This window comes from Pseudomonas sp. HOU2 (assembly GCF_040729435.1).
Lineage (GTDB): Bacteria > Pseudomonadota > Gammaproteobacteria > Pseudomonadales > Pseudomonadaceae > Aquipseudomonas.
On record NZ_CP160398.1, the window covers coordinates 2,168,005 to 2,193,149 of the forward strand.

The 25,145-nt window shown below is 60.2% G+C and carries 17 protein-coding genes; 5 read left to right on the plus strand and 12 right to left on the minus strand.

The window, feature by feature from the left end:
- Positions 1-42: 42 nt before the first annotated feature.
- The gene (locus ABV589_RS09690) at positions 43-1,179 is read right to left on the minus strand and encodes an acyl-CoA dehydrogenase family protein (RefSeq protein WP_003228064.1); all 1,137 of its coding nucleotides are present in this window, start codon (positions 1,177-1,179) and stop codon (positions 43-45) included.
- Between the two features lie 250 nt (positions 1,180-1,429).
- Here ABV589_RS09690 and ABV589_RS09695 point away from each other — a divergent pair, with 250 nt between their 5' ends.
- Positions 1,430-2,326: a GlxA family transcriptional regulator gene (locus ABV589_RS09695; RefSeq protein ID WP_171061848.1), complete on the plus strand. Its 897-nt coding sequence runs from the start codon at positions 1,430-1,432 to the stop codon at positions 2,324-2,326.
- 194 nt (positions 2,327-2,520) lie between these two features.
- On the opposite strand, the gene zapE is transcribed toward ABV589_RS09695, so the two are convergent.
- The 3 genes from zapE to ABV589_RS09710 all read right to left on the minus strand — a co-directional run bounded on the left by zapE (position 2,521) and on the right by ABV589_RS09710 (position 5,715).
- Positions 2,521-3,615: a cell division protein ZapE gene (zapE, locus tag ABV589_RS09700; protein WP_123587820.1), complete on the minus strand. Its 1,095-nt coding sequence runs from the start codon at positions 3,613-3,615 to the stop codon at positions 2,521-2,523.
- Between the two features lie 90 nt (positions 3,616-3,705).
- The gene (locus ABV589_RS09705) at positions 3,706-5,061 is read right to left on the minus strand and encodes a tryptophan--tRNA ligase (RefSeq protein WP_367085682.1); all 1,356 of its coding nucleotides are present in this window, start codon (positions 5,059-5,061) and stop codon (positions 3,706-3,708) included.
- Between the two features lie 24 nt (positions 5,062-5,085).
- Positions 5,086-5,715, minus strand: a complete 630-nt coding sequence (locus ABV589_RS09710) for an alpha/beta fold hydrolase (RefSeq protein ID WP_367086185.1) — start codon at positions 5,713-5,715, stop codon at positions 5,086-5,088.
- 144 nt (positions 5,716-5,859) lie between these two features.
- Between ABV589_RS09710 and ABV589_RS09715 the strand changes: the two genes are divergently transcribed.
- Entirely contained in the window at positions 5,860-6,294 is a 435-nt protein-coding gene (locus ABV589_RS09715) for a DUF1043 family protein (protein ID WP_007961596.1), read from the plus strand.
- 256 nt (positions 6,295-6,550) lie between these two features.
- Here the strand turns inward: ABV589_RS09715 and ABV589_RS09720 are convergent, their stop codons facing one another.
- Both ABV589_RS09720 and ABV589_RS09725 read right to left on the minus strand, forming a co-directional pair.
- Positions 6,551-7,279 (minus strand): OmpA family protein, encoded by a 729-nt coding sequence (locus ABV589_RS09720; protein ID WP_108590184.1) that lies wholly within the window; start codon positions 7,277-7,279, stop codon positions 6,551-6,553.
- Positions 7,280-7,393: 114 nt separating this feature from the next.
- Positions 7,394-8,038 carry an MBL fold metallo-hydrolase gene (locus ABV589_RS09725; RefSeq protein WP_367085683.1) on the minus strand — a complete coding sequence of 215 codons (645 nt, stop codon included), beginning with the start codon at positions 8,036-8,038 and terminating at the stop codon, positions 7,394-7,396.
- A 205-nt stretch (positions 8,039-8,243) separates the two neighbouring features.
- On the opposite strand from ABV589_RS09725, the gene ABV589_RS09730 reads away from it, so the two are divergent.
- On the plus strand, positions 8,244-12,545 hold the full coding sequence (locus ABV589_RS09730) for a M10 family metallopeptidase C-terminal domain-containing protein (protein WP_367085684.1): 4,302 nt from the start codon (positions 8,244-8,246) through the stop codon (positions 12,543-12,545).
- Positions 12,546-12,639: 94 nt separating this feature from the next.
- Here the strand turns inward: ABV589_RS09730 and ABV589_RS09735 are convergent, their stop codons facing one another.
- From ABV589_RS09735 to ABV589_RS09755, 5 genes are all read right to left on the minus strand, one after another.
- The gene (locus tag ABV589_RS09735; protein ID WP_367085685.1) at positions 12,640-15,372 is read right to left on the minus strand and encodes a LuxR C-terminal-related transcriptional regulator; all 2,733 of its coding nucleotides are present in this window, start codon (positions 15,370-15,372) and stop codon (positions 12,640-12,642) included.
- A 266-nt stretch (positions 15,373-15,638) separates the two neighbouring features.
- A complete protein-coding gene (locus tag ABV589_RS09740) occupies positions 15,639-17,003 on the minus strand; it encodes a DUF1329 domain-containing protein (protein WP_007961831.1) in 1,365 nt (454 codons plus the stop codon).
- A gap of 28 nt (positions 17,004-17,031) precedes the next feature.
- Complete coding sequence (locus ABV589_RS09745; protein WP_007961832.1) at positions 17,032-18,921, minus strand: DUF1302 domain-containing protein; 1,890 nt, start codon at positions 18,919-18,921, stop codon at positions 17,032-17,034.
- Positions 18,922-19,258: 337 nt separating this feature from the next.
- A complete protein-coding gene (locus ABV589_RS09750; protein ID WP_367085686.1) occupies positions 19,259-20,941 on the minus strand; it encodes a fatty acid--CoA ligase in 1,683 nt (560 codons plus the stop codon).
- Between the two features lie 146 nt (positions 20,942-21,087).
- On the minus strand, positions 21,088-22,272 hold the full coding sequence (locus ABV589_RS09755) for an MFS transporter (protein ID WP_367085687.1): 1,185 nt from the start codon (positions 22,270-22,272) through the stop codon (positions 21,088-21,090).
- Between the two features lie 100 nt (positions 22,273-22,372).
- Here ABV589_RS09755 and ABV589_RS09760 point away from each other — a divergent pair, with 100 nt between their 5' ends.
- The gene (locus ABV589_RS09760) at positions 22,373-23,137 is read left to right on the plus strand and encodes a helix-turn-helix transcriptional regulator (RefSeq protein WP_367085688.1); all 765 of its coding nucleotides are present in this window, start codon (positions 22,373-22,375) and stop codon (positions 23,135-23,137) included.
- A 127-nt stretch (positions 23,138-23,264) separates the two neighbouring features.
- Here the strand turns inward: ABV589_RS09760 and ABV589_RS09765 are convergent, their stop codons facing one another.
- Complete coding sequence (locus tag ABV589_RS09765) at positions 23,265-23,894, minus strand: LysE family transporter (protein ID WP_027612203.1); 630 nt, start codon at positions 23,892-23,894, stop codon at positions 23,265-23,267.
- A 273-nt stretch (positions 23,895-24,167) separates the two neighbouring features.
- Here ABV589_RS09765 and ABV589_RS09770 point away from each other — a divergent pair, with 273 nt between their 5' ends.
- Entirely contained in the window at positions 24,168-25,133 is a 966-nt protein-coding gene (locus ABV589_RS09770; RefSeq protein WP_367085689.1) for a 2-hydroxyacid dehydrogenase, read from the plus strand.
- Positions 25,134-25,145: the final 12 nt, after the last annotated feature.

Here is a 25,145-nt window from a genome sequence, read left to right on the forward strand (position 1 = left end):
TCCTGGGTTGGAGCTACCGCAGGCTGCGATCTTTTCAGCCTTTCAAAGCGACCGCGCAATGATCTCCTTCATGATTTCATTGGTGCCGGCATAGATCCGCTGCACCCGCGCATCCGCCCACGCCCGGGCCACCGGGTATTCCCACATGAAACCGTAGCCACCATGCAACTGCACGCACTCGTCGAGCACTTTGCATTGCAGGTCAGTGCCCCAGTATTTGGCCATCGCCGCCGTCGGCACATCGAGTTTGCCCTGCAGATGCAGTTCCAGGCACTTGTCGACAAAGACCCGGCCGATCTGAATTTCCGTGGCCATTTCCGCCAGTTTGAAACGGGTGTTCTGGAAGTCGGCAATCGCCTTGCCGAACGCCTTGCGATCACGGGTGTAATCCAGCGTCCACTTCAGCGCAGCTTCGGCTGAGGCCAGACCACCAATCGCCACCGTGAGACGTTCCTGCGGCAATTCCTGCATCAGGTAGGCAAACCCTGCCCCGGCCTGACCCAGCAGGTTTTCCTTGGGAACGCGCACGTCCTGGAAGAATAATTCCGACGTGTCCTGGGCCTTCATTCCGACCTTCTCCAGGCGTTTGCCCTTCTCGAAACCCGGCGTATTCGCTTCCACCACAAACAGGCTGGTGCCCTTGGCGCCGGCCTTCGGGTCGGTCTTGGCGACCACGATCACCAAATCAGCGAGGAAGCCGTTGGTGATGAAAGTCTTGGAGCCGTTGATCACGTACTCGTCGCCGTCCAGCACTGCGGTGGTCTTGACCCCTTGCAGGTCGGAGCCGGCACCCGGCTCGGTCATGGCAATCGCGCTGACCATCTCGCCAGAGACCAGTTTCGGCAGGTATTTGTGCTTCAGCGCCTCGCTGCCGTAATGCAGGATGTACGGCGCGACGATGTCCGAATGCAGCGAGAAACCGATACCGGTCAGCCCCAGGCGACCGACTTCTTCGATCACCACGGCGCTGTACAGAAAGTCCGCGCCCAGGCCGCCGTATTCTTCCGGCAGGTGCGAGCAAAGCATCCCCGCCTCCCCTGCCTTGTTCCACAGCTTGCGGTCGATGTGGCCTTGTTTCTCCCATTGCGCATGGAACGGCACGGCCTCTTTTTCGAGGAAGGTTCGTACGCTGTCGCGGAACAATTCGTGCTCGGAGCTGAACAAGGTTCTGGGGATCATGCGGCACCTTTCATTCTTGTTGGAGGGATATGACCTTCAGAGACTAAGCCTCACCTCCGACACAGGACACTGGACACATCCGACAAAAAATAAGACGATCCAGCCGTCTGGTGACCACTTTCCCTTATAAAAACAAAACAAAAGTTGAATTATGTCCAAGCAAGTCTCCACGCCCTTGCGGCGCGTCAGCATCCTGGCAATCGACCGGGTTTTCGCATCCACTCTCATGCAGGCCAAGGATTTCTTCCATCTGGCCAGCCTGCGTTACGGCAAACAACTGGGCCACGGCCTGACACCGGCGTTTGAAACCCGCCTGGTCAGCCCCGACGGCAAACCGGTGAACAGCTTCAGTGACGTGATGATGCCGGTGGACGGCGGCCTGGAAAACGCCGACGTCATCATCCTCCCGGCCTTCTGGGACGATTTCGAAACCCTGTGCGGCCGTTATCCACAGATCCTGCCGTGGCTGCGCGAGCAGCACGCACGCGGTGCCGTGCTCTGCGGCGAAGCCACCGGGGTGTTCTGGCTGGCCGAGGCCGGACTGCTCAATGGCAAGGAAGCGACCACCTACTGGCGCTTCTTCAATGCCTTCGCCGAGCGCTTCCCCAAGGTGTACCTCAATCAGGACAAGCACCTGACCGACGCCGACAACCTGTATTGCGCCGGCGGCACCACTTCAGCCTGCGACCTCTACATCTACCTGATCGAACGCTTCTGCGGCGCCAACGTGGCGCAAGCCGTGGCCCGCGACATTCTGTATGAAGTGCAGCGCAGTTATTCGCCGGGACGTATCGGGTTCGGTGGGCAGAAGCTGCACCAGGACGTGATCATCCTGCAGATCCAGCACTGGCTCGAAGAGCATTTCGCCGACAAGTTCCGCTTTGAAGACGTGGCCCGCGAGCACGGCATGAGCATCCGCAACTTCATGCGCCGCTTCCAGACCGCGACTGGCGACAAGCCGCTGCACTACCTGCAACGCCTGCGCATCGAGACCGCCAAGGGCTTGCTGTCCGGCAGTCGCAAAAGCATCAAGACCATCAGTTATGAGGTCGGCTACGACGATGCGAGCTTCTTTGCGCGGCTGTTCCGCCAGCACACCGAGCTGTCGCCGAACCAGTATCGGCAGCAGTTTCAGCAGGCTGCGTAGACCTCTGAGCAAATACAAATCCTGTGGGAGCTGGCTTGCTAGCGATGGCGTCGTGTCAGGTGATATCTATTTCTCTGACAAACCGCTATCGCTGGCAAGCCAGCTCCCACAGGGATTGCAGTGCATTAGAGATTTTCTTCCACGCATAAGAAAGGGCCTGCAATCGCAGGCCCTTTTTTGTACGCCGAATCGGTTTAAGGCTTGTGCGCCCGCGACAGGAATTCGTGGGATTGCATCTCCAGCAGACGGCTGAGCGTACGCTGGAATTCGAACGTCAGGCGTCCGCCGGTGTACAGGTCTTTCAGCTCGACTTCGGCAGAAATGATCAGCTTGACGTTACGGTCGTAGAACTCGTCGACCATGTTGATGAAACGCCGGGCGATGTCGTCGGTGGTGACGCTCATCTGCTCGACGCCGCTGAGCAGCACGGCGTGGAAGATCTTGCCCAGCTCGATGTAATCGTTCTGGCTGCGCGGGCCGTCGCACAGTTCGCGGAAGTCGAACCAGGCCACGTCGTCGCAAGTGCGCAGCGCACGGATTTCGCGGTTTTCGATGATCAGCACGTCATTCTCGACCGCTGCGGTGCATTCCGGTGTGAGGGCCTTGAAGCTCTTGCGCAGGCTTTCGTGCGCGGCTTCGTCCAGCGGATAGTGAAACAGTTCCGCTTGTTCGAGGTGGCGCAGACGGTAGTCGACACCGCTGTCGACGTTGACGATTTCGGTGTTCTGCTTGATCAGCGCAATGGCCGGCAGGAAGCGCGCACGTTGCAGGCCGTCCTTGTACAGGCCGTCCGGAACGATGTTCGAGGTCGCGACCAGGGTCACGCCGTTCTTGAACAGCTCTTCCATCAGCGTGCCGAGGATCATCGCGTCGGTGATATCCGAGACGAAGAATTCATCGAAGCAGATCACCCGCGACTCGGCCGCAAAGCGCTTGGCGATGATGGTCAGCGGGTTTTTCTCGCCGCCGAGGGTTTTCATCTCTTCGTGCACACGCTTCATGAAACGGTGGAAGTGAGTGCGGGTCTTTTCCTTGAACGGCAGCGCTTCGAAGAAGGTGTCGACCAGGTAAGTCTTGCCGCGACCCACGCCGCCCCAGAAATACAGGCCCTTGACCGGCGCCTGATCCTTCTTGCCAAACAGCTTGCCCAGCAAACCCGGCTTGTTCTGCTCGGCCGCGATCAGATCGTCGTACAGGCGCTGCAGATGACGCACGGCAGTTTCCTGCGCGGCGTCATGGAAGAAGTCCGGGCGTTTCAGATCAGCTTGGTATCGTTCTAGGGGCGTCATAATTCGTTAGCAAGGCAACAAAAACGGGCCGTCACTGTAGCGACGGCCCGTAGGAATGGCAATCAGCCCTTGGTCGGGCCGCGCCGCGGATTAGTCCTGAACCGGGGTCAGCGCAACGCGCAAAGCCTCGATGGCCGCGTCCCGCGCCGCCGCATCAGCGAACGCCGGGCTGTCGCCAACGCACTCGCCTTCCAGCCACACGCTGAAGCTCAGGTCTTCGTTGCGAATGTCCAGCGCCTGACCGGATTGCAGTTGCTTGGTCACCTGGCCGGCGGTTTTGCCGTCGGCAAAGTTGCGCGACAGCAGCAGTTGCTCGCCATCGGCCGCCAGCAGACGGAAGCGGAAGCTGCCGTCGTCTTCACGGAAGCTGACGAAGCGTGCAGCTTTCGCGGCTTTCTTCTTGGTGGTCGCCGCCACTTGCACCTGATTGACGAACGAACGCAGGCCGACCGCTTCACGCAGTTCATTGAGGAACGGCGTCGCCACCGCACGGGCCTTTTTCGCGCCGTGCTGCAGGATGTCTTCCAGATCCGCCGGGCGCTCGATCAACTGGTGATAACGCTCGCGGGACTCGCCCAGTTCGTTGTCGAGCAACTGGAACAGACGATTCTTCGCCTCGCCCCAGCCCAGACCGCCGAGCAGTTCGCTGCGGAATTCGTCAGCCTGTGCCGGCGTGGCGAACGCCTGGAACAGAGTGAACAGGTGCGAGTTGTCCGGATCTTTCGCCTCACCCGGCGCCTTGGAGTCGGTGACGATCCGCGAGATCGCGTCCTTCATCTCTTTGGCACTGGTGAACAGCGGGATGGTGTTGTCGTAGCTCTTCGACATCTTGCGCCCGTCGAGGCCCGGCAACGTCGCCACGCTTTCCTCGATCAGCGCTTCGGGCATGGTGAAGAACTCTTTGCCCTGGCCGAACAGGTGGTTGAAGCGCTGACCGATGTCGCGGGCCATTTCCACGTGCTGGATCTGGTCGCGGCCGACCGGCACCTTGTGCGCGTTGAACATCAGGATGTCTGCCGCCATCAGCACCGGGTAGCTGTAGAGACCCATGGTGATCCCGGCATCCGGGTCTTCACCGCTCTCGACGTTTTTGTCCACCGAGGCCTTGTAGGCATGCGCACGGTTGAGCAGGCCCTTGGCGGCGACGCAGGTCAGCAGCCAGGTCAGCTCAGGGATTTCCGGGATGTCGGACTGGCGATAGAAGGTCACACGTTCGACATCGAGGCCACCGGCCAGCCAGGTCGCGGCGATTTCCAGACGCGAGCGCTGGATGCGCAGCGGGTCATCGCATTTGATCAGGGCGTGGTAGTCGGCCAGGAAGTAGAACGAATCGGCATTGCTGTCGCGGCTGGCGAGGATCGCCGGGCGAATGGCGCCGGCGTAGTTGCCCAGGTGCGGCGTGCCGGTGGTGGTGATGCCGGTGAGGATACGGGTACGGTTCGTCATGGGTAATCGCTTGTCAGACTGCAATCAATTCGAGAGACGCGGCAGGATCAGATCCTTGAGATCGGTCAGCTTGCCATGAAAAAAGTGTCCGCATTCTGCCACTTTCAGCAGCTCATGGGGGCGCTGGAGTTGTTCCGACCAGTCGTAGACCAACTGCGGATCAATCACTTCGTCGGTTTCCGGCTGGATCACGGTCAGCTCGCCGTGCTGTGGCAGTTGATCCTGGTCACCCAGACGCATCACCGCCGGCGCGACCATGAACAGGTGCTTGAGCTGCACGCCTTCCGCTTCGAGACGACCGCCGAGACTTGCTGCAACAAATCCGCCGAAGGAGAAACCGAACAGGGTCAGCGGCAGGTCCGGGTGTTTTTCCCGCAGCCATGCGGCGGCGGCCTGAGCATCGTCGACTTCACCGCTGCCCATGTCGTGAGAGCCTTCGCTGACACCGACGCCGCGATAGTTGAAGCGCAAGGTAATCAGGCCGGCGTCGCGCGCGGTACGCTGCAGGGTCGAGACGACCTTGTTGAGCATGGTGCCGCCCTGCACCGGGTTCGGATGGCAGATCAGCGCGATGCCGATTGGCTGCTCGTTATCGAGGTACAGCGCCTCGATTTGGCCGACGGGGCCATCAATCACTACAGGGGTTTCACGCATCAGCAAGGAAGGAACTCCGTGACCTCGAATCGGGTCGACTCGTCTAGCAAATTGTCTGTGCCAATCTATTGCGAGTGAATCGCGGTATACAGCGCAGGTTCGAGCCGTTAACGTAAAGCAAAGCCGTTTATAGAGGAAGGACTCGTGGAACACTCGCTCTTAGTTTGGTTGTTACCGACTCTTGCCCTGGTTGTGGGTGTCGCCATTGGATTCCTGATCGCTCGCGTCGCGCCGAACGCTGCGCCGAGCCGCACGCAGCGTCAACTGGATGATATCCAGGAGCGTTTCGACAGCTATCAAAACGAGGTGGTCACCCACTTCAACAGCACCGCGATGCTGGTCAAGAAGCTGACCCAAAGCTATCAGGAAGTGCAGGATCATCTCGCCGAGGGCGCTAACCGCCTGGCCCTGGACGAGCAGACCCGTCAACGCCTGATCGCCGCCTTGCACGCCGATGCCGCGCAGGCACCGCGCGAACGCCTGACGCCGCCGCGTGATCAGGAGCCGCCGCGTGACTACGCGCCGAAAGCCCCGAACTCGCCGGGCATGCTCGATGAGCATTATGGTTTGAAGAAGTAATCAGCTTAGCGCCCAACAAAAAGCCCCCGGACAATTCGCTTGTCCGGGGGCTTTTTTGTGCCTGTCGAGCTTCTGTTGACTGTCCCGATAACCCTGTAGGAGCTGCCGAGTGAAACGAGGCTGCGATCTTTTGATCTTGTTGTTGAAGCTGAAGATCAAAAGATCGCAGCGTGCCACAGCTCCTACAGGGTGACTGCGTTCAGACCATAAAAAATGCCCGTTCACAGGACCGGGCATTTTTCACTCAAACGATCAGTTACGGATACTGCTGAACCGTACCCGGCTGTTGCTGCTGACCACCATACTGCTGGCCCGGAATCGCCTTCAGGTTGACTTCAACACGGCGGTTCTGCGCACGGCCATTGACGTCACCGTTGCTGGCAATCGGGTTATCCGGGCCGGCGCCACGGGCCGACAGGTTGGCACCGCTGACACCTTGCGAGGTCAGGTAGGTGGCCACGCTCTGCGCACGACGCTGGGACAGGTCCATGTTGTGCTGGCGGCTGCCGGTGCTGTCGGTGTAGCCAACGATTTCGATCTGGTTCTGGTTGAACTCTTTCAGCGAGTTCGCCAGGTTGTTCAGCGGCTGATAGAAGCTTGGGGCGATGTTCGCCGAATCTGTTGCGAAGGTGATGTTGCCCGGCATGATCAGCTTGATCTGATCGCCCTGGCGCTGCACTTCAACCCCGGTGTTGGCCATGCTGGCGCGCAGCTTTTTCTCTTGCTGGTCGGCGTAGTAACCGTAACCGGCGGCTGATGCACCGACCACCGCCGCGCCGATCAGGGCGCCCTTGCCACGGTTGTTGTGGTCGATGGCGGCACCCGCCAAAGCACCGGCCAGAGCGCCGAGGCCACCGTACTTGGCGGTCTTGCTCACACCGCCGCCGTCGGCCTGGCCCTGGTTGTCATACGGGTTGGGCGAGGCGCAGCCGGCCAACATGGCTACAGCAGTAGCAACAATAATCAAACGAGGCGTGGTGAACATGAAGAGCTCCTGATTTTCGCATTCTGTGTGGCAGCGGCCCTAGGCAATAGACCTGTGCGGGCGTTGGATCATGACAATGCCGAAAAATTCCGCCGCACACTCGTGACAAAATGTTTAGGCGCGCACGAACGGGTTTTCGCGCATTTCATCCCCAAGACGCGTGTCCGGACCATGCCCGGCAACCACGATTGCGTCTTCGTCGAGCGTGTACAGCCGCTGCTTGATCGATCGCACGATGGTCGCCTGATCGCCGCCCCACAAATCCGTGCGCCCTACGCCGCGACGAAACAACGTGTCGCCGGCAATCAACAGCTTAGCCTCGGAAAACCAAAAGCTCATGGAACCGGGTGTATGTCCCGGCGTATGCAGCGCCACGCCGCAGCCGCAAGCCAGTTCTTCATCGTCGCTCAACCAGCGATCCGGCGACGGTACCGGGGTGTAAGGCACGCCGAACATCTGGCATTGCATCTCGAGGTTGTCCCACAGGAACTGGTCTTCCTTGTGCAGGTGCAGGGTCGCGCCGGTTTTCTCTTTCATCTGCCCGGAGGCGAGGAAGTGATCGAGATGCGCGTGGGTGTGGATGATGCTGACCACTTTCAGGCCGTGAGCATCGAGGCGCGCCATGATCAGGTCAGGATTGCCGCCCGGGTCGACGACGATGGCTTTTTTAGTGAGCGGGTCGCCGATGATCGTGCAGTTGCACTGGAGCGGGCCGACGGGGAAAGTTTCGCGGATGAGCGTAGAGCTGAAAGCAGTCATGAAAAATCCTGGACGAACGGTCGTGAGGCTTATTTCAGAATTCTACTGCACATGCCGATACAGATCGCCCGGTCAGTTATTTGACGCCATCAATCCGAAAAAATGATGGCTCAATGATGTCAAATGTATTGTTTCTGGTGCAAAATCGCATTTTTTTGTAGCGGTCGCATTCAGGAAGGGCCGCAGCGCACTCAGGAAATCCCGCATGCCAACGCCCAGTTCTTTCTCTCCATCCCTCCCGTCTTCACTGACCGGCGTCGCTGTCGTCGACAGTCTCCTGTCCGGCACTTACTGGTTAGGTTCGAACTGGACCCCGGGTGGACCGACCAATCTGAGCTATAGCTTCATGGCGCCGAATACCTCGTACTTCGTCACCAACTACAGCCCTGATAACGAATACAACGCACTGTATGCCCTGACTGTGGGCCAACAAAATGCCGCGATCGCTGCGCTGGGTGCGTGGAGCGCGGTCGCCAACATCAACTTCACGCTGACCAGCGACAACCTCACAAACGTGGGTGACTTGCGCTTCGGCGCCTATCGGTTGATGGATGACAAGACCGCCGCCTGGGCCTATTTCCCTGCCAACAGTCCGGTAGCCGGCGACGTGTGGATCGGTCCGCAGACCAATGATCCCAATCCATCCAAAGGCACTTACGACTACCTGACATTCGTGCATGAAATTGGTCATGCGCTGGGTCTCAAACACCCATTCGATACCAGCAACACAAACAAGACCCTGCTCGACCCGAAACTGGACGATGTCCATCTCACGGTCATGAGCTACAACAGCAACTATTCCTATCAGCCAACGACACCTATGGTGCTCGACATCTTGGCGATCCAGAGCCTTTATGGTGCCAATACTGCCTGGCAGACCGGCGACAACGTCTACAAGTGGGCGCCGGATCAGTCAATTTTCGAAACGATCTGGGATGCCGGCGGAAACGACACGATCGATGCCAGCAACCAGCTCGACTCCGTCAGCATCAATCTCAACGAAGGCGCTTACAGCAGCATCGGCAAAGCCTTCGTCGATTTCACGTCCCAAACCGCGATCAACGATGGGCTGGCCATCGCTTATGGCGCCAAGATAGAAAATGCCATCGGTTCGAACTTCAATGATGTGCTGATCGGCAATGCCCTGAATAACGTACTCAACGGCGCCGGCGGCATTGACACCATGGCCGGTGGTGCAGGCAACGACACGTACATCCTCGACAATGCCGCGGAGCTGGCGTTGATCTACGAGGATACCGATCCGGGTCGCGACCTGCTGACAATTACCTACGCTGCCGGGCCCCTTACCAACGTCGTCGATCTGAACCAGGCAAACCTGGTCAACGTAGAAAGCGTTCGGATCACTGGCGCCGGCGCCTTCGCCCTGCAGGGCAACGCACTGGACAACAAGCTGTTCGGCAATACCGGCAATGACTGGCTTGACGGTGGCGCCGGTGCCGACACTCTTACCGGCGGTGCTGGTGACGACACATACGTGGTCGATAACTATGGCGATGTCGTCGTCGAACTCGCCGGCGAAGGCCGCGACAAGGTCATGACCACGCTCACCTATGGTCTGGGCGCCAATATCGAAGACGGCCAATTGATGGGCAACGCTGCCCTCAACCTGAGCGGCAACGAACTCGACAACGTGCTGATCGGCAACGCCGGCAATAACATCCTCAATGGTGGCGCCGGTGTCGACACCATGATCGGCGGCGCCGGCAATGACACTTACAACCTGGATCAGGCGGCTGAGCTCGCTCTCGTGCAAGAAGGTAATGATCCGGGCCGCGATCTGCTGCTGATCAACTACGCCGCTGGCCCTTCGACCAACGTCGTCGATCTGAATCAGGCAAACCTGATCAACGTGGAAAGCGTGAGGATCAACGGTGAGGGTGCGTTCTCCCTGCTGGGCAACGCTCTCGACAACAAACTGTTCGGCAATGCCGGCAATGACTGGATCGACGGAGGTGGCGGCGTCGACACCCTCACTGGCGGTGCCGGCGATGACACCTATGTGGTGGACAACTACGGCGACATCGTTGTCGAACTTGCTGGTGAAGGTCGCGACAAAGTCATGGCCTCGATCAACTACACTCTGGGCGCCAACATTGAAGACGGGCAACTGCTGGGTGATGCCGCACTCAACCTGACCGGTAATGATCTCGATAACGTGCTGATCGGCAACACCGGCAATAACATTCTCAATGGCGGAGCCGGCGTCGACACCATGATCGGTGGCGCTGGTAACGACACCTACAACCTGGATCAGGCTGCCGAGCTGGCGCTCGTGCAAGAAGACAACGATCCGGGCCGCGATCTGTTGAATATCTACTACGACGCCATGCAAAACAACGTGGTCGATCTGAACCAGAGCAATCTGGTGAATTTTGAAAGCGTTCGCATCAATAGCTCGGGCGCCTTTACCCTGTTGGGCAACGCACTGGACAACAAATTGTTCGGCAATGCCCAGGCCAACTATCTGGATGGCGGTGCCGGGAGCGACACCCTCACTGGTGGCGCAGGCGATGACACTTACGTGGTCGACAACATCGCAGATGTCGTCGTCGAGCTGGCGGGCGAAGGCTATGACAAGGTCAAATCCTCAATCAGCTACACGCTGGGTGCCAACCTCGAGGAAGGTCAACTGCTGGGCAGCGCCGCAATCAACTTGACCGGCAACGAGCTGAACAACGTGCTGACCGGTAACGACGGCAACAACACCCTCATCGGTGGTGCAGGCAATGACACGCTCAATGGCGGAGCCGGCATCGACACCATGATCGGTGGCAGCGGCAATGACACCTATATCCTCGATCAAGCGGAAGAACTGGCACTGATCCAGGAAGCGGACGAGACCGGTCGGGATCTGCTGGACATCCAGTACAACGCGGCCCAGAACGCCGTGGTCAATCTCTCCCAGAGCAACCTGCAATACGTCGAGAGCGTGCGCCTTACCGGTGCGGGCGCGTTTACCGTGACCGGCAATGCCCTGGACAACAAACTGTTCGGCAACGCCGATGCCAACGTTCTGGACGGCGGCGCAGGCGTCGACACCCTGACGGGGGGCGCCGGTGATGACATCTACGTGATCGACAACATCGGTGACACCATCGTCGAGCTGGCGGACGAAGGTCGAGACCAGGTCAAATCATGGATCAGCTACACCTTGGGGGCCAACCTCGAAGACGCGCAACTGCTCGGCAGTGCAGCGCTCAACCTGACGGGCAACGCACTGGATAACGTGCTGATCGGCAACGATGGCGACAACATTCTCAATGGTGGGGCCGGCATCGACACCATGATCGGTGGTGCGGGCAATGACTCCTACTTCCTTGATGATTCCTCGGAGCTGTCGCGAATCCAGGAAAATGTCGATGGCGGGCGAGACCTGCTGACAATCGAATATTCGACTGACAGAAACAGCAGCGTGATCAACCTCAACGTGTCCAATCTGCAAAATGTGGAAAGTGTGCGGGTCTTGGGTGCCGGAGCATTCTGGGTGATGGGTAACGCCCTGGACAACAAACTGTTCGGCAATGCCTACGACAACACCCTGGACGGCGGGGCCGGCAACGATGTGCTGGACGGCGGTGCCGGTGCCGACAGAATGAGCGGTGGCACTGGCGATGACATTTACATTGTCGACAACGTCAACGACACCATTCAGGAAACCCCGTGGGATGGTCACGATCTGATCAAGACCTCCGTGAGTTACACACTGTCCTACAGTGTCGAAGACGGCCTGTTGTTGGGAAGTGAAGCGCTCAATCTGACCGGCAACGATCTGGACAACGTGTTGACCGGCAACAGCGGCAACAACGTGCTGGATGGTGGCACCGGCATCGACACCATGATCGGCGGCGCGGGTAATGACACCTACATTCTGGATCAGGCTGCCGAGCTCGCCTTGATCCAGGAAGGTAATGATCCTGGCCGCGACTTGTTGAGCATTCAGTACAACGCGAAACAGAACAGTGTGGTCGATCTGAACCTGAGCAATCTGCTGAACGTGGAAAGCGTACGGATCAACGGCACTGGCGGTTTCAGTGTGCTCGGCAACGGCCAGGACAACAAATTGTTCGGCAACGCCGATGCCAACTATCTCAGTGGCGGTGCAGGCAATGACCAGCTCGATGGCGGGGCCGGCAATGACATTCTGCTCGGCGGCGGCGGCAAGGACACCCTGATCGGTGGCGCCGGCAGCGATCAGTTTGTCTTCAGCAACTTGAACGAAGTGGGAACCGGAAGCCTGAGTGACGTCATCAATGACTTCAACAGTCTGCAGGGCGACAAGATCGACCTGAGAATGTTTGACGCCAACCTGTTGCAAGACGGCATCAACGCGTTCTCCTTCATCGGTGCAGCCGATTTCACTGGCGCAGGCCAACTGCGCTTCGTCGACCACGTGCTGTCCGGTAACGTCAGCGGCAACGCCGGTGCGGACTTCGAGATCCAGCTGGTGGGTGTGAACAGCTTCAGCGCCAACGATCTGGTGGCCTGATACAACGGCTACCCGACCTGCTCGCAGGTCGGGACACCCACAAAAAAGCCCCGATCATTCGGGGCTTTTTTGTGGGTGCCGATAAGCCGTAGCGTTAGGTCAAAACCCCCAGTTCCTTGGCCCGCGCCACCGCCTGCGTACGCCGCTCAACCCCCAGTTTGCTGTTGATATGGCTGGCATGGGTTTTCACGGTATGCAGCGAAATGAACAGCTGTTCGCTGATTTCCTGATTGGAACAGCCTTGGGCAATCAAACGCAGAACCGCCAGCTCCCGGCTGCTGAGTTGTTCGGCAGCCGCGGACTCAGTGACTGGCCGTGCTGGCACCTGCGGAAAATGCGCCAGCAACTGCTGCCCTGCCAACGCCGGTGAGGCGTGCAATTGGCTGCGCAACCAGTCCGGATATTCTCTGATCAGTGCGTCAAACGGCTGTATCACGCCGCCAGCCGCCGCTTCCAGCGCCTGGCCCAACGCCCTGCGCGCCTCGGGTTCGCGGCCAGCGCCCAGCAACAAGGCGACCTTCTGCGCCAGCGCCATTACACACAGCAACTGTCGACCGGTTTGCTGACCGTTTTCCAGCAGCACATTCAACCGCCCTTCGGCGAGCATCGGCTGTCCCTGAATCACATCGAGCAGCGCTTGCTGCAGTTCGACATGCAATGGCAACTGTGGATGAAACTCCGGCGGCGCCGCTGCTCGCTCGCCGGTATAGGTCTGGCCCAGACGCGCCAGCCAGGCCTCGGCCAGATCGGTTCGGCCCTGCGCCAGCCACAGCTCGCATTTGACCAGGGTGATCATTGCCAGGTAGTAGATCGGCGGCACGTCCCAGATATGCATCAGGCGTTCGGCTTCAGCGAGTTCGGCAAAGGCCTTGGCAAACTCGCCTGAGCTGCCGTCCAGACGGGCGATCACACAGTGGCCGATCAACACACTGATATCGCGACAGGCCCGCGCTTCGGCCACACCGCTCAGCAATCGAGCCCGGGCCTGCTGTGGTTGCAGGCGCATGGACAACAGAAAACCTTCGTACAACGTCAGCCGCGCACGCACCGCGTACAGACGTTGCGCCGACAACCCGCGCAGACGATCAAGGCCCTGATGCACCTCATCCAGTGCCCGCAGAATCTCGCCACGGGCCTGCAACACCCGCGCCCGGTCGTAATGCGCCAAGGCTTCGAACAACGGATTGCCAACCCGCTGCGCCAGCTCGAGGGACTCACGGTTCAAGCCCCGGGCGCGCCACAGGTCGCCATCGGCAATCGCCAGATTGGATAACGTGGACAGGCACATCAGTCGCTGCCCATAACGTTTCACCGGCAGGCTTTCCAGCGCTTCGCTGCAGTAGCGTTGAGTCAATTCACGATGACCACGCCCACGGGCGATGATCCCGCTAAGCGCCAGCCATTGCGCGAGCATCGACTTCTGCGCAGAGGCCGAAGGCGCCGGCAGAAAGCGACTTAAATGACTGGCCAGCTCCTCAGCGGCATCCAGCTGACAGGCCAGCCCCAGCGCCCAGCTATAGAGCACGATCAAGCGCGGCGTACTGATCAGCAGGCTGTCGGGCAGGTCCATCTTCCAACGCAGCAACATGCCGACGTTCTGCTCGGCGAGCAGTTGTTCCTCAGACAGGTTCTGCACCAGATTCGCCGCCACATCCAGATGGCCGGCACGCAGCGCCTGCTCGACCGCTTCATCGAGCAGGCCCTGCGCATTGAACCAGCGGCAGGCACGCAGGTGCAGTGTGGCGGCGGGCACTATCGCCCGAGCGATGGGCCGGCTGCGCAACAGATCGGAAAACAGATGGTGATAGCGATACCAGTGCCCGTGCTCGTCCAGCGGCACCAGGAACACTTGATGCGCCAACAGAAACCGCAGGATTTCGCCGCTGTCGTGGGCTTCACGTACCGCGTCGCACAGCTCGCTGCAAAAGCGCTCCTGAGGGGCGGTGTCGTAGAGAAACGCTTGCACCTCGACAGGCAGGCAATCGATGACTTCTTCGAGCAGGTAGTCGCGAATCAGCCCTTCCCCGCCGTTCAGCGCTTGCGGCAATGCGGCTTCGTTGCCGGCTTCGGATGCCGCCAGCAACCAGAAACGCAGCCCGGCCACCCAACCTTCGCTGCGCTGAATCAGGTTTTCCAGCGCTTCGCCACGCAGCGACGTGCTATGCCGATCAAGCAGGGTCAGGGCTTCGTCATGGGTCAGGCGCAGATCCTGTTCATGCAGTTCGAGCAGTTGCCGCGACAGGCGCAGGCGCGCCAGATGCCAGTCCGGGCGCTGCCGACTGGTGACCATGACCAGCAAGCCATCGGGCAGATGATTGAGGAAAAACTGCAGGCAACGGTCGAGTACCGGGCCTTGGGCGAGATGGTAGTCGTCGAGCACCAGCAACAGCGGCGCCGTCGGTTGCAGCTGCAGGGCCAACTCATCGAGCAAGCCGTCGAGCCATTCTTCGAAGGCAAAGGGCTGATGACGCTGGCGCATTTTCAACAGGCCAAGCGCGCGACTGCCCAGATCCGGAAAGTAGTCCTGCAGCCCTTCCAGCAACCGCTCGAGAAAGCGCCCCGGATCGTTATCACGCGGGCTCAATCCCAGCCACAGGCTTTGCCAGTGCGCCGGCAGGCTCTGACAGAACTCCACCGCCAGCGAACTCTTGCCGAACCCGGCAGGCGCGCAGACCAGCAACAGACGTCCACCGAGCCCGGCACTCAGGCGTTCACACAGACGCGGTCGCAAAACGTAACCGTCGGGCAGTGGCGGGCGAAAAAAACGCCCGTCCAGTGTCGCGACGGCAGCGCTTGCAGGATCCGGAAGCGGGGACAGATCAGTCATGGCCGGCTCTTGTTTGAATGGCTGTTGGCGGCGTAGCAGATGTCCGCAGCCTAGCCTTAAACGTAGCGGTTATGAAGGTTGCTGCTACAAATGGCTACAAAAAGGTCACGAGCCGTTAAGCGCAACCTTGTAGGCGCTGCCGCAGGCTGCGATCTTTCAGGATCAAAAGATCGCAGCCTGCGGCAGCTCCTGCAAAATCAAAGCAAAAAAAAAACGCCCCGAACCAGTCGGGGCGTTTTTTCGAGGATGCGGCCTCGGGTCAAAGCTTAGCGGATACCGTCCTGGCCCAGGTTGCCCGGCTGGAATTCGCTCTTGGTGGCAGAGAAACCGAAGTCATAGGCCTGTTTCTCTTCGTTCTTCATGCCCAGCGCCAGGTAGCGGCCCGATTGCAGGTCGTACAGGGCTTCCAGCGCGTACCACGGTACTTGCTTGTCGTAGTAGTCCTCGGCGTGCGCCTCGGCCACACGCCACAGCTGACCGCGACCATCGTAGTGGTCGATGACCGCTGCCTGCCAGGTGTCTTCGTCGATGTAGAAGTCACGTTTGGCATAGATATGGCGCTGACCCGGTTTCAGGGTGGCGACCACGTGCCAGACACGACGCAGCTCGTAACGGGTCAGGTCCTGGTTGATATGGCCGGCCTTGATGATGTCGGCGTACTTGAGGGTCGGCGAGTCGATCTTGTAGCTGTTGGAGGCAATGTACATCTCCTTCTTGCCTTCGAGCTTCCAGTCGTAGCGATCCGGCGCACCGTTGTACATGTCGAGGTTGTCGGAGGTACGCAGACCGTCCGCCGCAGTGCCCGGACCGTCATACGATACTTGCGGTGCCTGACGCACACGACGCTGACCAGTGGCGTAAACCCAGGCCTTGCGCGGCTCCTTCACCTGGTCGAGGGTTTCGTGCACCAGCAGTACGGTACCGGCCAGACGTGCCGGCGCAGTCACTTTCTGCTTGAAGTAGAACAGGATGTTGCCCGGGTTGGCCGGGTCGTAGTCCTTCATCTTGTCGCGGAACACGAACTGGTCCTGGAAATACACCAGGCTGAACGAGCCGTTGGTTTGCGGCGTCGCCTGGGTCACCAGACGGGTCACGCTGCCACCGCGGTAGCGGGTGATGTGGTTCCAGATCACCTCCAGACCGCTTTTCGGAATCGGGAACGGCACGGCGGTATCGAAGTTTTCCAGACCGTTGCCGCCCGCCACGAGATTGGTGGTGGTGGCGTTTTTCTTGATCGCGGCGAACACGTCATCCGGCACGGTCGAGCCGCGATGGGACGGGTAAACCGGAATCTTGAAGGTGTCCGGGTAGCGCTTGAACATCGCGTACTGGCCCGGTGCAAGCTTGTCCTTGTACTGCTCGACGTTCTGCGCGGTGATGGTGAACAGCGGTTTTTCACTGCCGAACGGATCGGACAGGAAGCCCTTGCTGTCGACCGTGCCGGCATTTTTCGGCAGCGGTTTCCAGGCCGGGATCGAACCGTCGGCGTTGCCGGCCATTTCGGCGCCCATCGGGGTCAGGCTCTTGCCCAGCTTGTCGGCTTCGGCGGCGGGAACGGCCGCCATGACGCTGGTCGCCAGCAGCGACAAGCCCAGAACACCCGCGTGGAACAGACTCTTTGTTATTTTCATATGTGTGTTCGTCCTGAAAAAACTGTGCTTAGAAGTTCACGCCGACGCTCAAGGCCACGAAGTCACGATCGTCCACGGTCGTGTAGTCGCCGCCAAAGAAGTTGGTGTAGGCCAGGCTTGCGGTGTAGGTGTTCTGGTATTCGGCATCGAGACCGAGGCTGATGGCCTTGCGACCTTCCTCGAAGTTGCCGCCAGGACCTGGCGAGTAACCTTTCACGTCATGCGACCAGGCCACGTTCGGCTTGAGGTTCACACCGGCGAACACGTCGCTGTAATCCCAGATGGCCCGAGCGCGATAGCCCCATGAGGTGGCCGTGGTGAAACCGTCGTTGTTGCAGTTGCTGGAAACGTTATCGCGCGAAGCCCCTGGACCGGCACCGTTGACGGTGGAGTTGTTGAGGATCTGCGAGCAGGTATTGAGACCACCCGTGGCAGGCAGCTCACCCGGGCCGAACACCGGGTCGCGGCCGTAACGGGCTTCGGATTTGCTTTCCAGACCACCGACATGGGTCACACCGACTTCACCTACCAGGGTCAGACGGTTGGCGCCCATCACCTGATCGAAGAAGTGCGTCAGGGTGGTTTGCAGTTGGGTGATTTCCTTGCGGTTGTAGCCGTGCAGGTCCTGGCCCGGCACGCCGTTGAGAATCGACGCGTTGGTCAACGCGCCACCCAGCGGACGTACGCCGGCGAACAGAATGTCGGTGGAGTTCAACTGCACCGGCGCATTCGGCCGGTAGCTGACCTCACCGCTCCACGCCGTACCGGTAGGCAGGGTGGTGGAGAAGCTCAGACCGTACAGGCGAATATCTTCAGGGTATTCGATGAAGTAGTTCGAGTTGCCTGCGACGACCAGTGGCCCCAGCGCCTGGAACGGCCCCGGCAATGCCGCCACACCGTTATAGATACGTTGTGGCGCGCCGGTGGCGCTGAAGATCGGCGCACGGCTGTGGTAGTTCATGAAGTAGGCGCCGAATTCGGTGGCCAGCGGGTCGAACATGTACTTGGCGGAAACGCCCCATTGCCCACTGTCGCGCGCATTGCGGTTAGGCGAACGGCGCACCAGCACGCCTTCTTCGTTGACATCCACGCCGGCGGCGGCCAACGGCCCGAGCGCAATGCCCGGAATGGTCGAACGCTTGTTCAGCACCCGCAGGTTGTCGTCGCAACCGGTGGTGACGATGTCCGGCTGCGAGAAGAACGTGCCGCAGTTGTCGGTCACGGTCTTCTGCCAGTCGATCTGGTAGAAACCTTCGGCCGAGAGGTTTTCGGTGATGCTCTGGGACACGTAGAACATGTTGACCGGGATCAGGCCTTCCTTGATCTCGGCACCCGGACGACGGAACGCAGACACGTCGATTGGGTTGATCGAGTTGATGCCGCCGCCGATGAAGGTACTTTCACCCCAGTTCACCACCTGCTTGCCCAGACGCACCGAACCCGGCTCATCGGCGATCGAGTAGTTGTGGTAAACGAAGGCGTCGAGGATCTGCCCGCCGGAGGAGCGCGCTGCGACGTCGCGGTTGTGGTTGCTGACGTCTTTGTATTCCAGGTCCTGATTCTGCAGCGCGAAGTCGTACCAGTATTTGCCCCGGACGAAGACCCCGGTGTCGCCGTATTTCAATTCGAGATCATGGATGCCCTTGAAGATCTTCGAGAACGCTTGCCCGCTCTTGAAGTTCAGGTGGCCGTTATCGGAGGTCTGGGACAGGCCCTTGCCGCCGTTGTTGACACCAATAAGGTCCTTGTTCGGCTGCTGAGTCGAGATACTCATGCCCAGGGAGAGCGAGGAGTCGAACTGACCTTCGATTTCACCGACGTTGAAACTGACGCCGAATGCGGGCCCGGCGAGCGTAGAGGCAAGACTGACGGCCAGAGGCAGTTTAGCCCGGCGCCAGAACTGGTTTACTGATGTCATCGACGCTACTCCATGTGCATTATTGTTATGGCAGTGAGTACTTTTAAAAACGCCTGGAAGACCGGGAGCCAGTAGCCACCCGACGTCACTCCAAAGTTGCATCGCCCCTGTTCGTGCGTGTGCCCCGTTCTTAAAAATCCTTGAGCGGACTATAGCCAGCAGGGGGTACTGCTTGATCCCTCTAAAGTGTGATTTGCAACTGCCGGCCACTCTGGAACAGTCCTTTCGCCAGTCCGACAGATGTCGGCCCGGCAAGGATGGCTGATTTTTTCGATTTCACAAGCCAAGCGCTTGCTTGGTGGGTCTGGCGCGCCGGTTTCGGCGCGCCAGCAGACGCTCAGAGCGTCGAGAGGAAGGTGCTGTTGTTGGCCTGCCATTCGGTGATGTCGAGGCGAATGCGCTTCTTGTCGAGTTTGCCGACACTGGTCTTGGGAATTTCCGTAACAAGGGCAATCTGACTCGGAATCGCCCACTTGCTCAGGTGCCCCAATTCCACGAACGGCTTGAGGTGTTCCTTGAGTTCGCGCGCGCCGATCGCGTGCCCTTCGCGGATCACCAGCAGTGCAAACGGCCGCTCGCCCCACTGCGGATCGGCGATGCCCACCACTGCTACTTCGCGTACCGCCGCGTGGCGGCTGATCAGGTCTTCGAGGTCCAGCGAGGAGATCCACTCACCGCCGGTTTTGATCACATCCTTGATGCGGTCGCGGATGTCGATCACGCCCATGCTGTCGAGCGTTGCCACATCGCCGGTGTGCAGCCAGCCACCGGCCCAGAGCTCGGCGCCCTTCTGCGGCTCGTTGAAATAACCTTCGGTGAGCCATGGCGCGCGCAGCACCAGTTCGCCCTGGGTTTCGCCATCGGCGGGCAGGAAGTTGCCGTCGCCATCGACGATCGCCGCTTCCACCAGCGGCCCCGGCACACCGGCCTTGATCCGGTAAGTGGTGCGCTCATCTTCGGTGCCGGCCATCAGCTCGTCGTTGAGGTGGGCGCAGGAAACCAGTGGCCCGGTTTCCGACATGCCGTACGCCGCCGTCAGCTGAATGCCCCGGGCCTTGGCGGTTTCATACAGCGTGCGGTTCAGCGCGCTGCCACCGATGACGATCTTCCAGCCGCCAAAATCAGTGCCTTGCGCGCCTTTGGCGTTGAGCAGCATCTGCAGGATGGTCGGCACGCAGTGGGAGAACGTGACCTTCTCCTTGCGCCACAGCTCGACGAGGAATTCAGGGTCGTAACGCCCCGGATAAACCTGTTTGAGACCAAGCATGGTCGCCACGTAAGGCAAGCCCCAGGCATGCACGTGGAACATCGGAGTGATCGGCATGTACACGTCGTTGGTGCCGAGCAGGCGTACGCTGTCGATCGCGCCCATGATCGTCGACACGCCCATGGTGTGCAGCACCAGTTGCCGATGGGTGAAGTACACGCCTTTCGGGTTGCCGGTGGTGCCCGTGGTATAGAAGGTGGTAGCAACCGAGTTTTCGTCGAAATCCTGAAAGTCGTACTGCGCACTCGCGGCGGCCAGCAGTTGCTCGTACTCGCCGACCAGGTTCGGCAGCTCGGCGGTTTTCTCCGGCAGATCGGTGAGCAGCAGGGTTTTCTCTACCGTGGTCAGGTGCGGCGCGATGGCCTGATACAGCCCGACGAACTCGCTGTTGACCAGCACGAAGCGGTCCTCGGCATGGTTCATGGTGTAGAGGATCTGCTCCGGCGACAGACGCACGTTGATGGTGTGAATCACCGCGCCGATCATCGGAATGGCAAACATGCATTCGAGGTAGCGATGGCTGTCCCAGTCCATCACCGCCACGGTGTCACCCGCCTTCACCCCGGCTGCCGTCAATACGTTGGCCAGCCGCGCAACCCGCTCGATCAGGGTCGGATAGCTGTAGCGCAACTGGTCTCGGTAGATGATCTCGCGGGTTTTCTCGTAACGGGCGCCGGACATCAGCAGCCGTTTGATCAGCAATGGATACTGGTAGGCCCCATCGGCCGGGGGAATGACGCGAGTCTGCAACATATGAATCCCTTTTCTGGCTGCACGGTGTTGGCGTAGAGAGCGTTACTCTAGAGCCGTTATACCCCAGTCAAATCAGCCGAAGGAATGATTTGCACAGCCGTACAAATGCTAGCTTTGCGCCAGCATTTGCCGGTATTCAGCGCGGATCAGGCGGTTTGCCCTACAGCCGCTTCGGAAGGTGTGCGTGGGAAAACCAGCGCCGCGAGGAAGGTCAACGCGCCAAAACCTGCCAGCACCAGATAAAGCCCAACAAAACCGTGGCGCGGTTCAAGGTAGGCAATCAGCGGAATCGCTGTCGCACTGGCGCCGAACGACAGGCAGTAACGCAGGGCGAAGACCCGCGATTGCCACTGCGGCGCAACGAAATTGGCGACCATCGAGTCATTCACCGTGACCTGGCCGAACACCACGAACATGAACGCCGCACCGAGCACGATCACTGCCCAGCCATCGACATACGCCATGGCGTACAACAGCGGCGCCTGACACAGCGTCAACAGCAGAAACGGCCATTTCAGACTGACCCGGTGCAATACCTGGCCGATGCTCAACTGCGCCACTGCACCGAAGGCATACGCCAGGCTGACCACCACGCCGAGGGTTTGCGGCGAGGCGAACAGGTCATGCAGACGTTCCTGAAACAGCTTCGGATAGGTCATGGTCGTGGCGTTGAACACCACGCCACCGGTGGCCGTCGCCAGCGCCAGCACGCCGAATACCATGAACATTGAGATCCGCTGCCCGGCCGCGCCTTTGAGCGCAGTATGCGGACGCTGCGGAATTGGCTCTTCGCGCACCTGCAAGGCAAAGCCGATGCCCAGCACGATCGCCACCATCCCCGGTAACACGAAAGCCGAACGCCAGCCGAACTGCGCCACCAGCAAACCGGTGATCAGCGCCGAAAACGCCACGCCGAGGTTGCCCCACATGCCATTGATGCCGATCTCCCGCCCGCGATTCTGCGCGTAGGCCACCAGCATCGCGGTGCCCACCGGGTGGTAGATCGCGGCGAAAATTCCGATCAGGGTCAGCCCGATCACCAGCATCGTCGGGCTGCTGCTCAGCCCGGTGAAAATCGCCGAGGCGCCGATACCGAAGAAAAACACCAGCATCATCTGCCGCCGGCTCCAGTGATCGCCCAGCCAGCCGGCCGGTAGCGAACACGCGCCAAAGGCAATGAAGCCGCCCAGCGACAGGCCGATCAGCGCGGCGTAGTCGAGGCCAAAGGCTTGGGTCATGCCGAGCACGGCGGCGGGGAAAATCAGCATGAACATGTGATCGATCACATGGGCAGCGTTGACGTAGCGGATGACGTTTCGGGATTGGTTCATGGCGGCACGCTTGCGTTTGTTATGGGTGGATTGTTGTCAGCGGCTTTATGCTAAGTTGGCGAAAAAGCGCATACCTGCCAACCAGGTCATCGAATCCGACATGTTGATCAGCCACTTCGAACACGGCCCGGTGAGCGCCTATCCCCGGGACTATCTGGACGGCGCGCACCAGCCGCTGCACCTGCACCGCGAGGCGCAGTTGCTGTATGCCGTCAGAGGGATCATGCGGGTGGTCACCGATCTCGGTGCCTGGGTGATTCCGCCGAGCCGCGCGGTATGGATTCCGCCGCAAGTCGCGCACGAGATTTTCATGTCTGGCGATGTGCAGATGCGCTCGCTGTTCATCGCCCCCGAGCTTTCGCCGGCCAGCCTCCAGCAGTGTTGCGTGCTGGCAGTAACGCCGCTGTTGCGCGAGTTGATCCTGCGCGCCGTGCAGGGGCCGCCGCATGCGGACAATCCACTGATCCAGCAGTTGATGCTGGAAGAACTGGCCAGCCTGGAAAACCTGCCGCTGCACATCCCGATGCCGACTGACCGGCGCCTGCAGAACATCTGTCTGGCGTTGCTGCACACACCGGATCACCCCAACACTCTGGAAGACTGGGCGCAGCAGGTCGGCGCCAGCTCACGCACCCTGGCGCGGCTGTTCCAGCGACAACTGAAGATGAGTTTCAACGCTTGGCGCCAGCAACTGCGCCTGATGGAAGCCCTGCCGCGCCTGCTCGCCGGGGACAGCGTGCAAAGCGTGGCGCGGGACCTGGGTTACGGTAGCGCGCGGGCGTTCAGCGCGATGTTTCGCCGTTTGCTCGGGGACAACCCCCGCGACTACCTGAATAATCTGAGCAAACTCAGCCAACTCGTGTAGGAATTCCCCATCTCCCTGTGGGAGCGAGCTTGCTCGCGAAAGCAATCTTCCAGTCACCTGTGATATCGACTGATCCGACGCCTTCGCGAGCAAGCTCGCTCCCACAGTTTTGATCGGGTTTCAGCTCTTAGTGCATCTCGGTAAACGCGATTTTCACGCCGAGAGCGATCAGCACCGCGCCCATGGTGCGGTCGAACCAATGGCCCATGCGGGCAAAACCGGCACGTACACGTTGCTGACTGAACAGCATCGCCACCAGGCAGAACCAGAAAGCGGTCGCAACGGCCAGGTAAACCCCGTAACCCGCCTGCACCGCCAGTGGCGTGTGCGGGTTGATCACCACGGTGAACAGCGACAGGAAGAACAGCGTGGCTTTCGGGTTCAGGCCGTTGGTAACGAAACCAGAAGTGAAGGCGCCGCGCGCGGTGCGCACACCGGCTTCCTTGTGCAGGTCATCGGTAACGGTTTTCGCCGGCTGCGCGCGCAAGGCCTTGAAGCCGATGTACAACAGATACGCGGCGGCAGCCCATTTCAAGGCGTTGAACAGCACGATCGATTGCGAAACGATCAGGCCGATGCCCAGCAGCGAATAACCCACGTGCAGGAAAATCGCCGTGCCCACGCCCAGCGCGGTCCAGGTGCCGGCGCGACGACCATGGGTCACACTCTCGCGCACCACCACGGCAAAGTCCGGGCCGGGGCTGGCCACGGCCAGCAGGTGGATCAGGGCAACGGTCAAGAATTCGGTCCAGTACATGGGGGCTCCTCTTTAATGAGTAAAAACAATTCATCAACTGGCTCAAACCCTGTGGCGAGGGAGCTTGCTCCCGCTCGGCTGCGCAGCAGTCGTAAAACCTGAAACACCGGTGTGCCTGACACAATACGGTGAATGGGTTTGGGTCTGCTTCGCAGCCCAGCGGGAGCAAGCTTCCTCGCCACAGGGTATTGCGGGCGCTGTGAGTAACCAATTGTTTCATCTGGTAGGCTCGGCAGATTACGCCTTCCGTTCCAAGCACAAAAGGTACAGTTGATGACGAACCCGCGCCGCGCCGTATTCCTCGATCACCCGTCACTGGATCTCGGCGATCTCGACCTCAGCCCGTTGCGCGCCTGCTTCAGCGACCTGCAACTGTTCGCCCAGACCGCCCCTGAACAAGTCGCCGAACGCCTGCACGGCGCCAGCGTGGCGATCACCAACAAGATCCGCATCGATGCCGCCGCGATGGCCGCCAACCCGGATCTGCAACTGATCCTGATCACCGCCACCGGCACCAACAACGTCGATCTGGACGCGGCTCGCGCCCACGGCATCACCGTGTGCAACTGTCAGGGTTACGGCACGCCTTCGGTGGCGCAGCACACGATCATGCTGCTGCTCAACCTCGCCACCCGCCTCGCGGATTATCAAAAAGCGGTCGGCGAAGGTCGCTGGCAGCAGGCCAGACAGTTCTGCCTGCTGGACTACCCGATTGTCGAACTGGAGGGCAAAACCCTTGGCCTGCTTGGTCACGGTGAGCTCGGCGGCGCGGTCGCGCGGCTGGCCGAAGCGTTTGGCATGCGTGTGTTGCTCGGGCAGATACCCGGCCGCCCGGCACGCCCGGATCGTCTGCCACTAAACGAACTGTTGCCGCAGATCGACGCCCTGACCCTGCACTGCCCGCTCAATGAACACACCCGACACTTCATCGGTGCCCGCGAACTGGCGGCGATGAAACCCGGCGCCTTCGTGGTCAACACCGCCCGTGGCGGCTTGATCGACGAACAGGCCCTGGCTGATGCCCTGCGCAACGGTCACCTCGGCGGCGCGGCCACCGATGTGCTCAGCGTGGAACCGCCGGTCAATGGCAATCCGTTGCTCGCCGCCGATATTCCCCGGCTGATCGTCACCCCGCACAACGCCTGGGGCAGCCGTGAAGCGCGGCAGCGTATCGTCGGCCAATTGACCGAAAACGCACTGGCGTTCTTCAGCGGTGAAGCGCTGCGGGTCGTCAGTTGATAAACTGCGGCA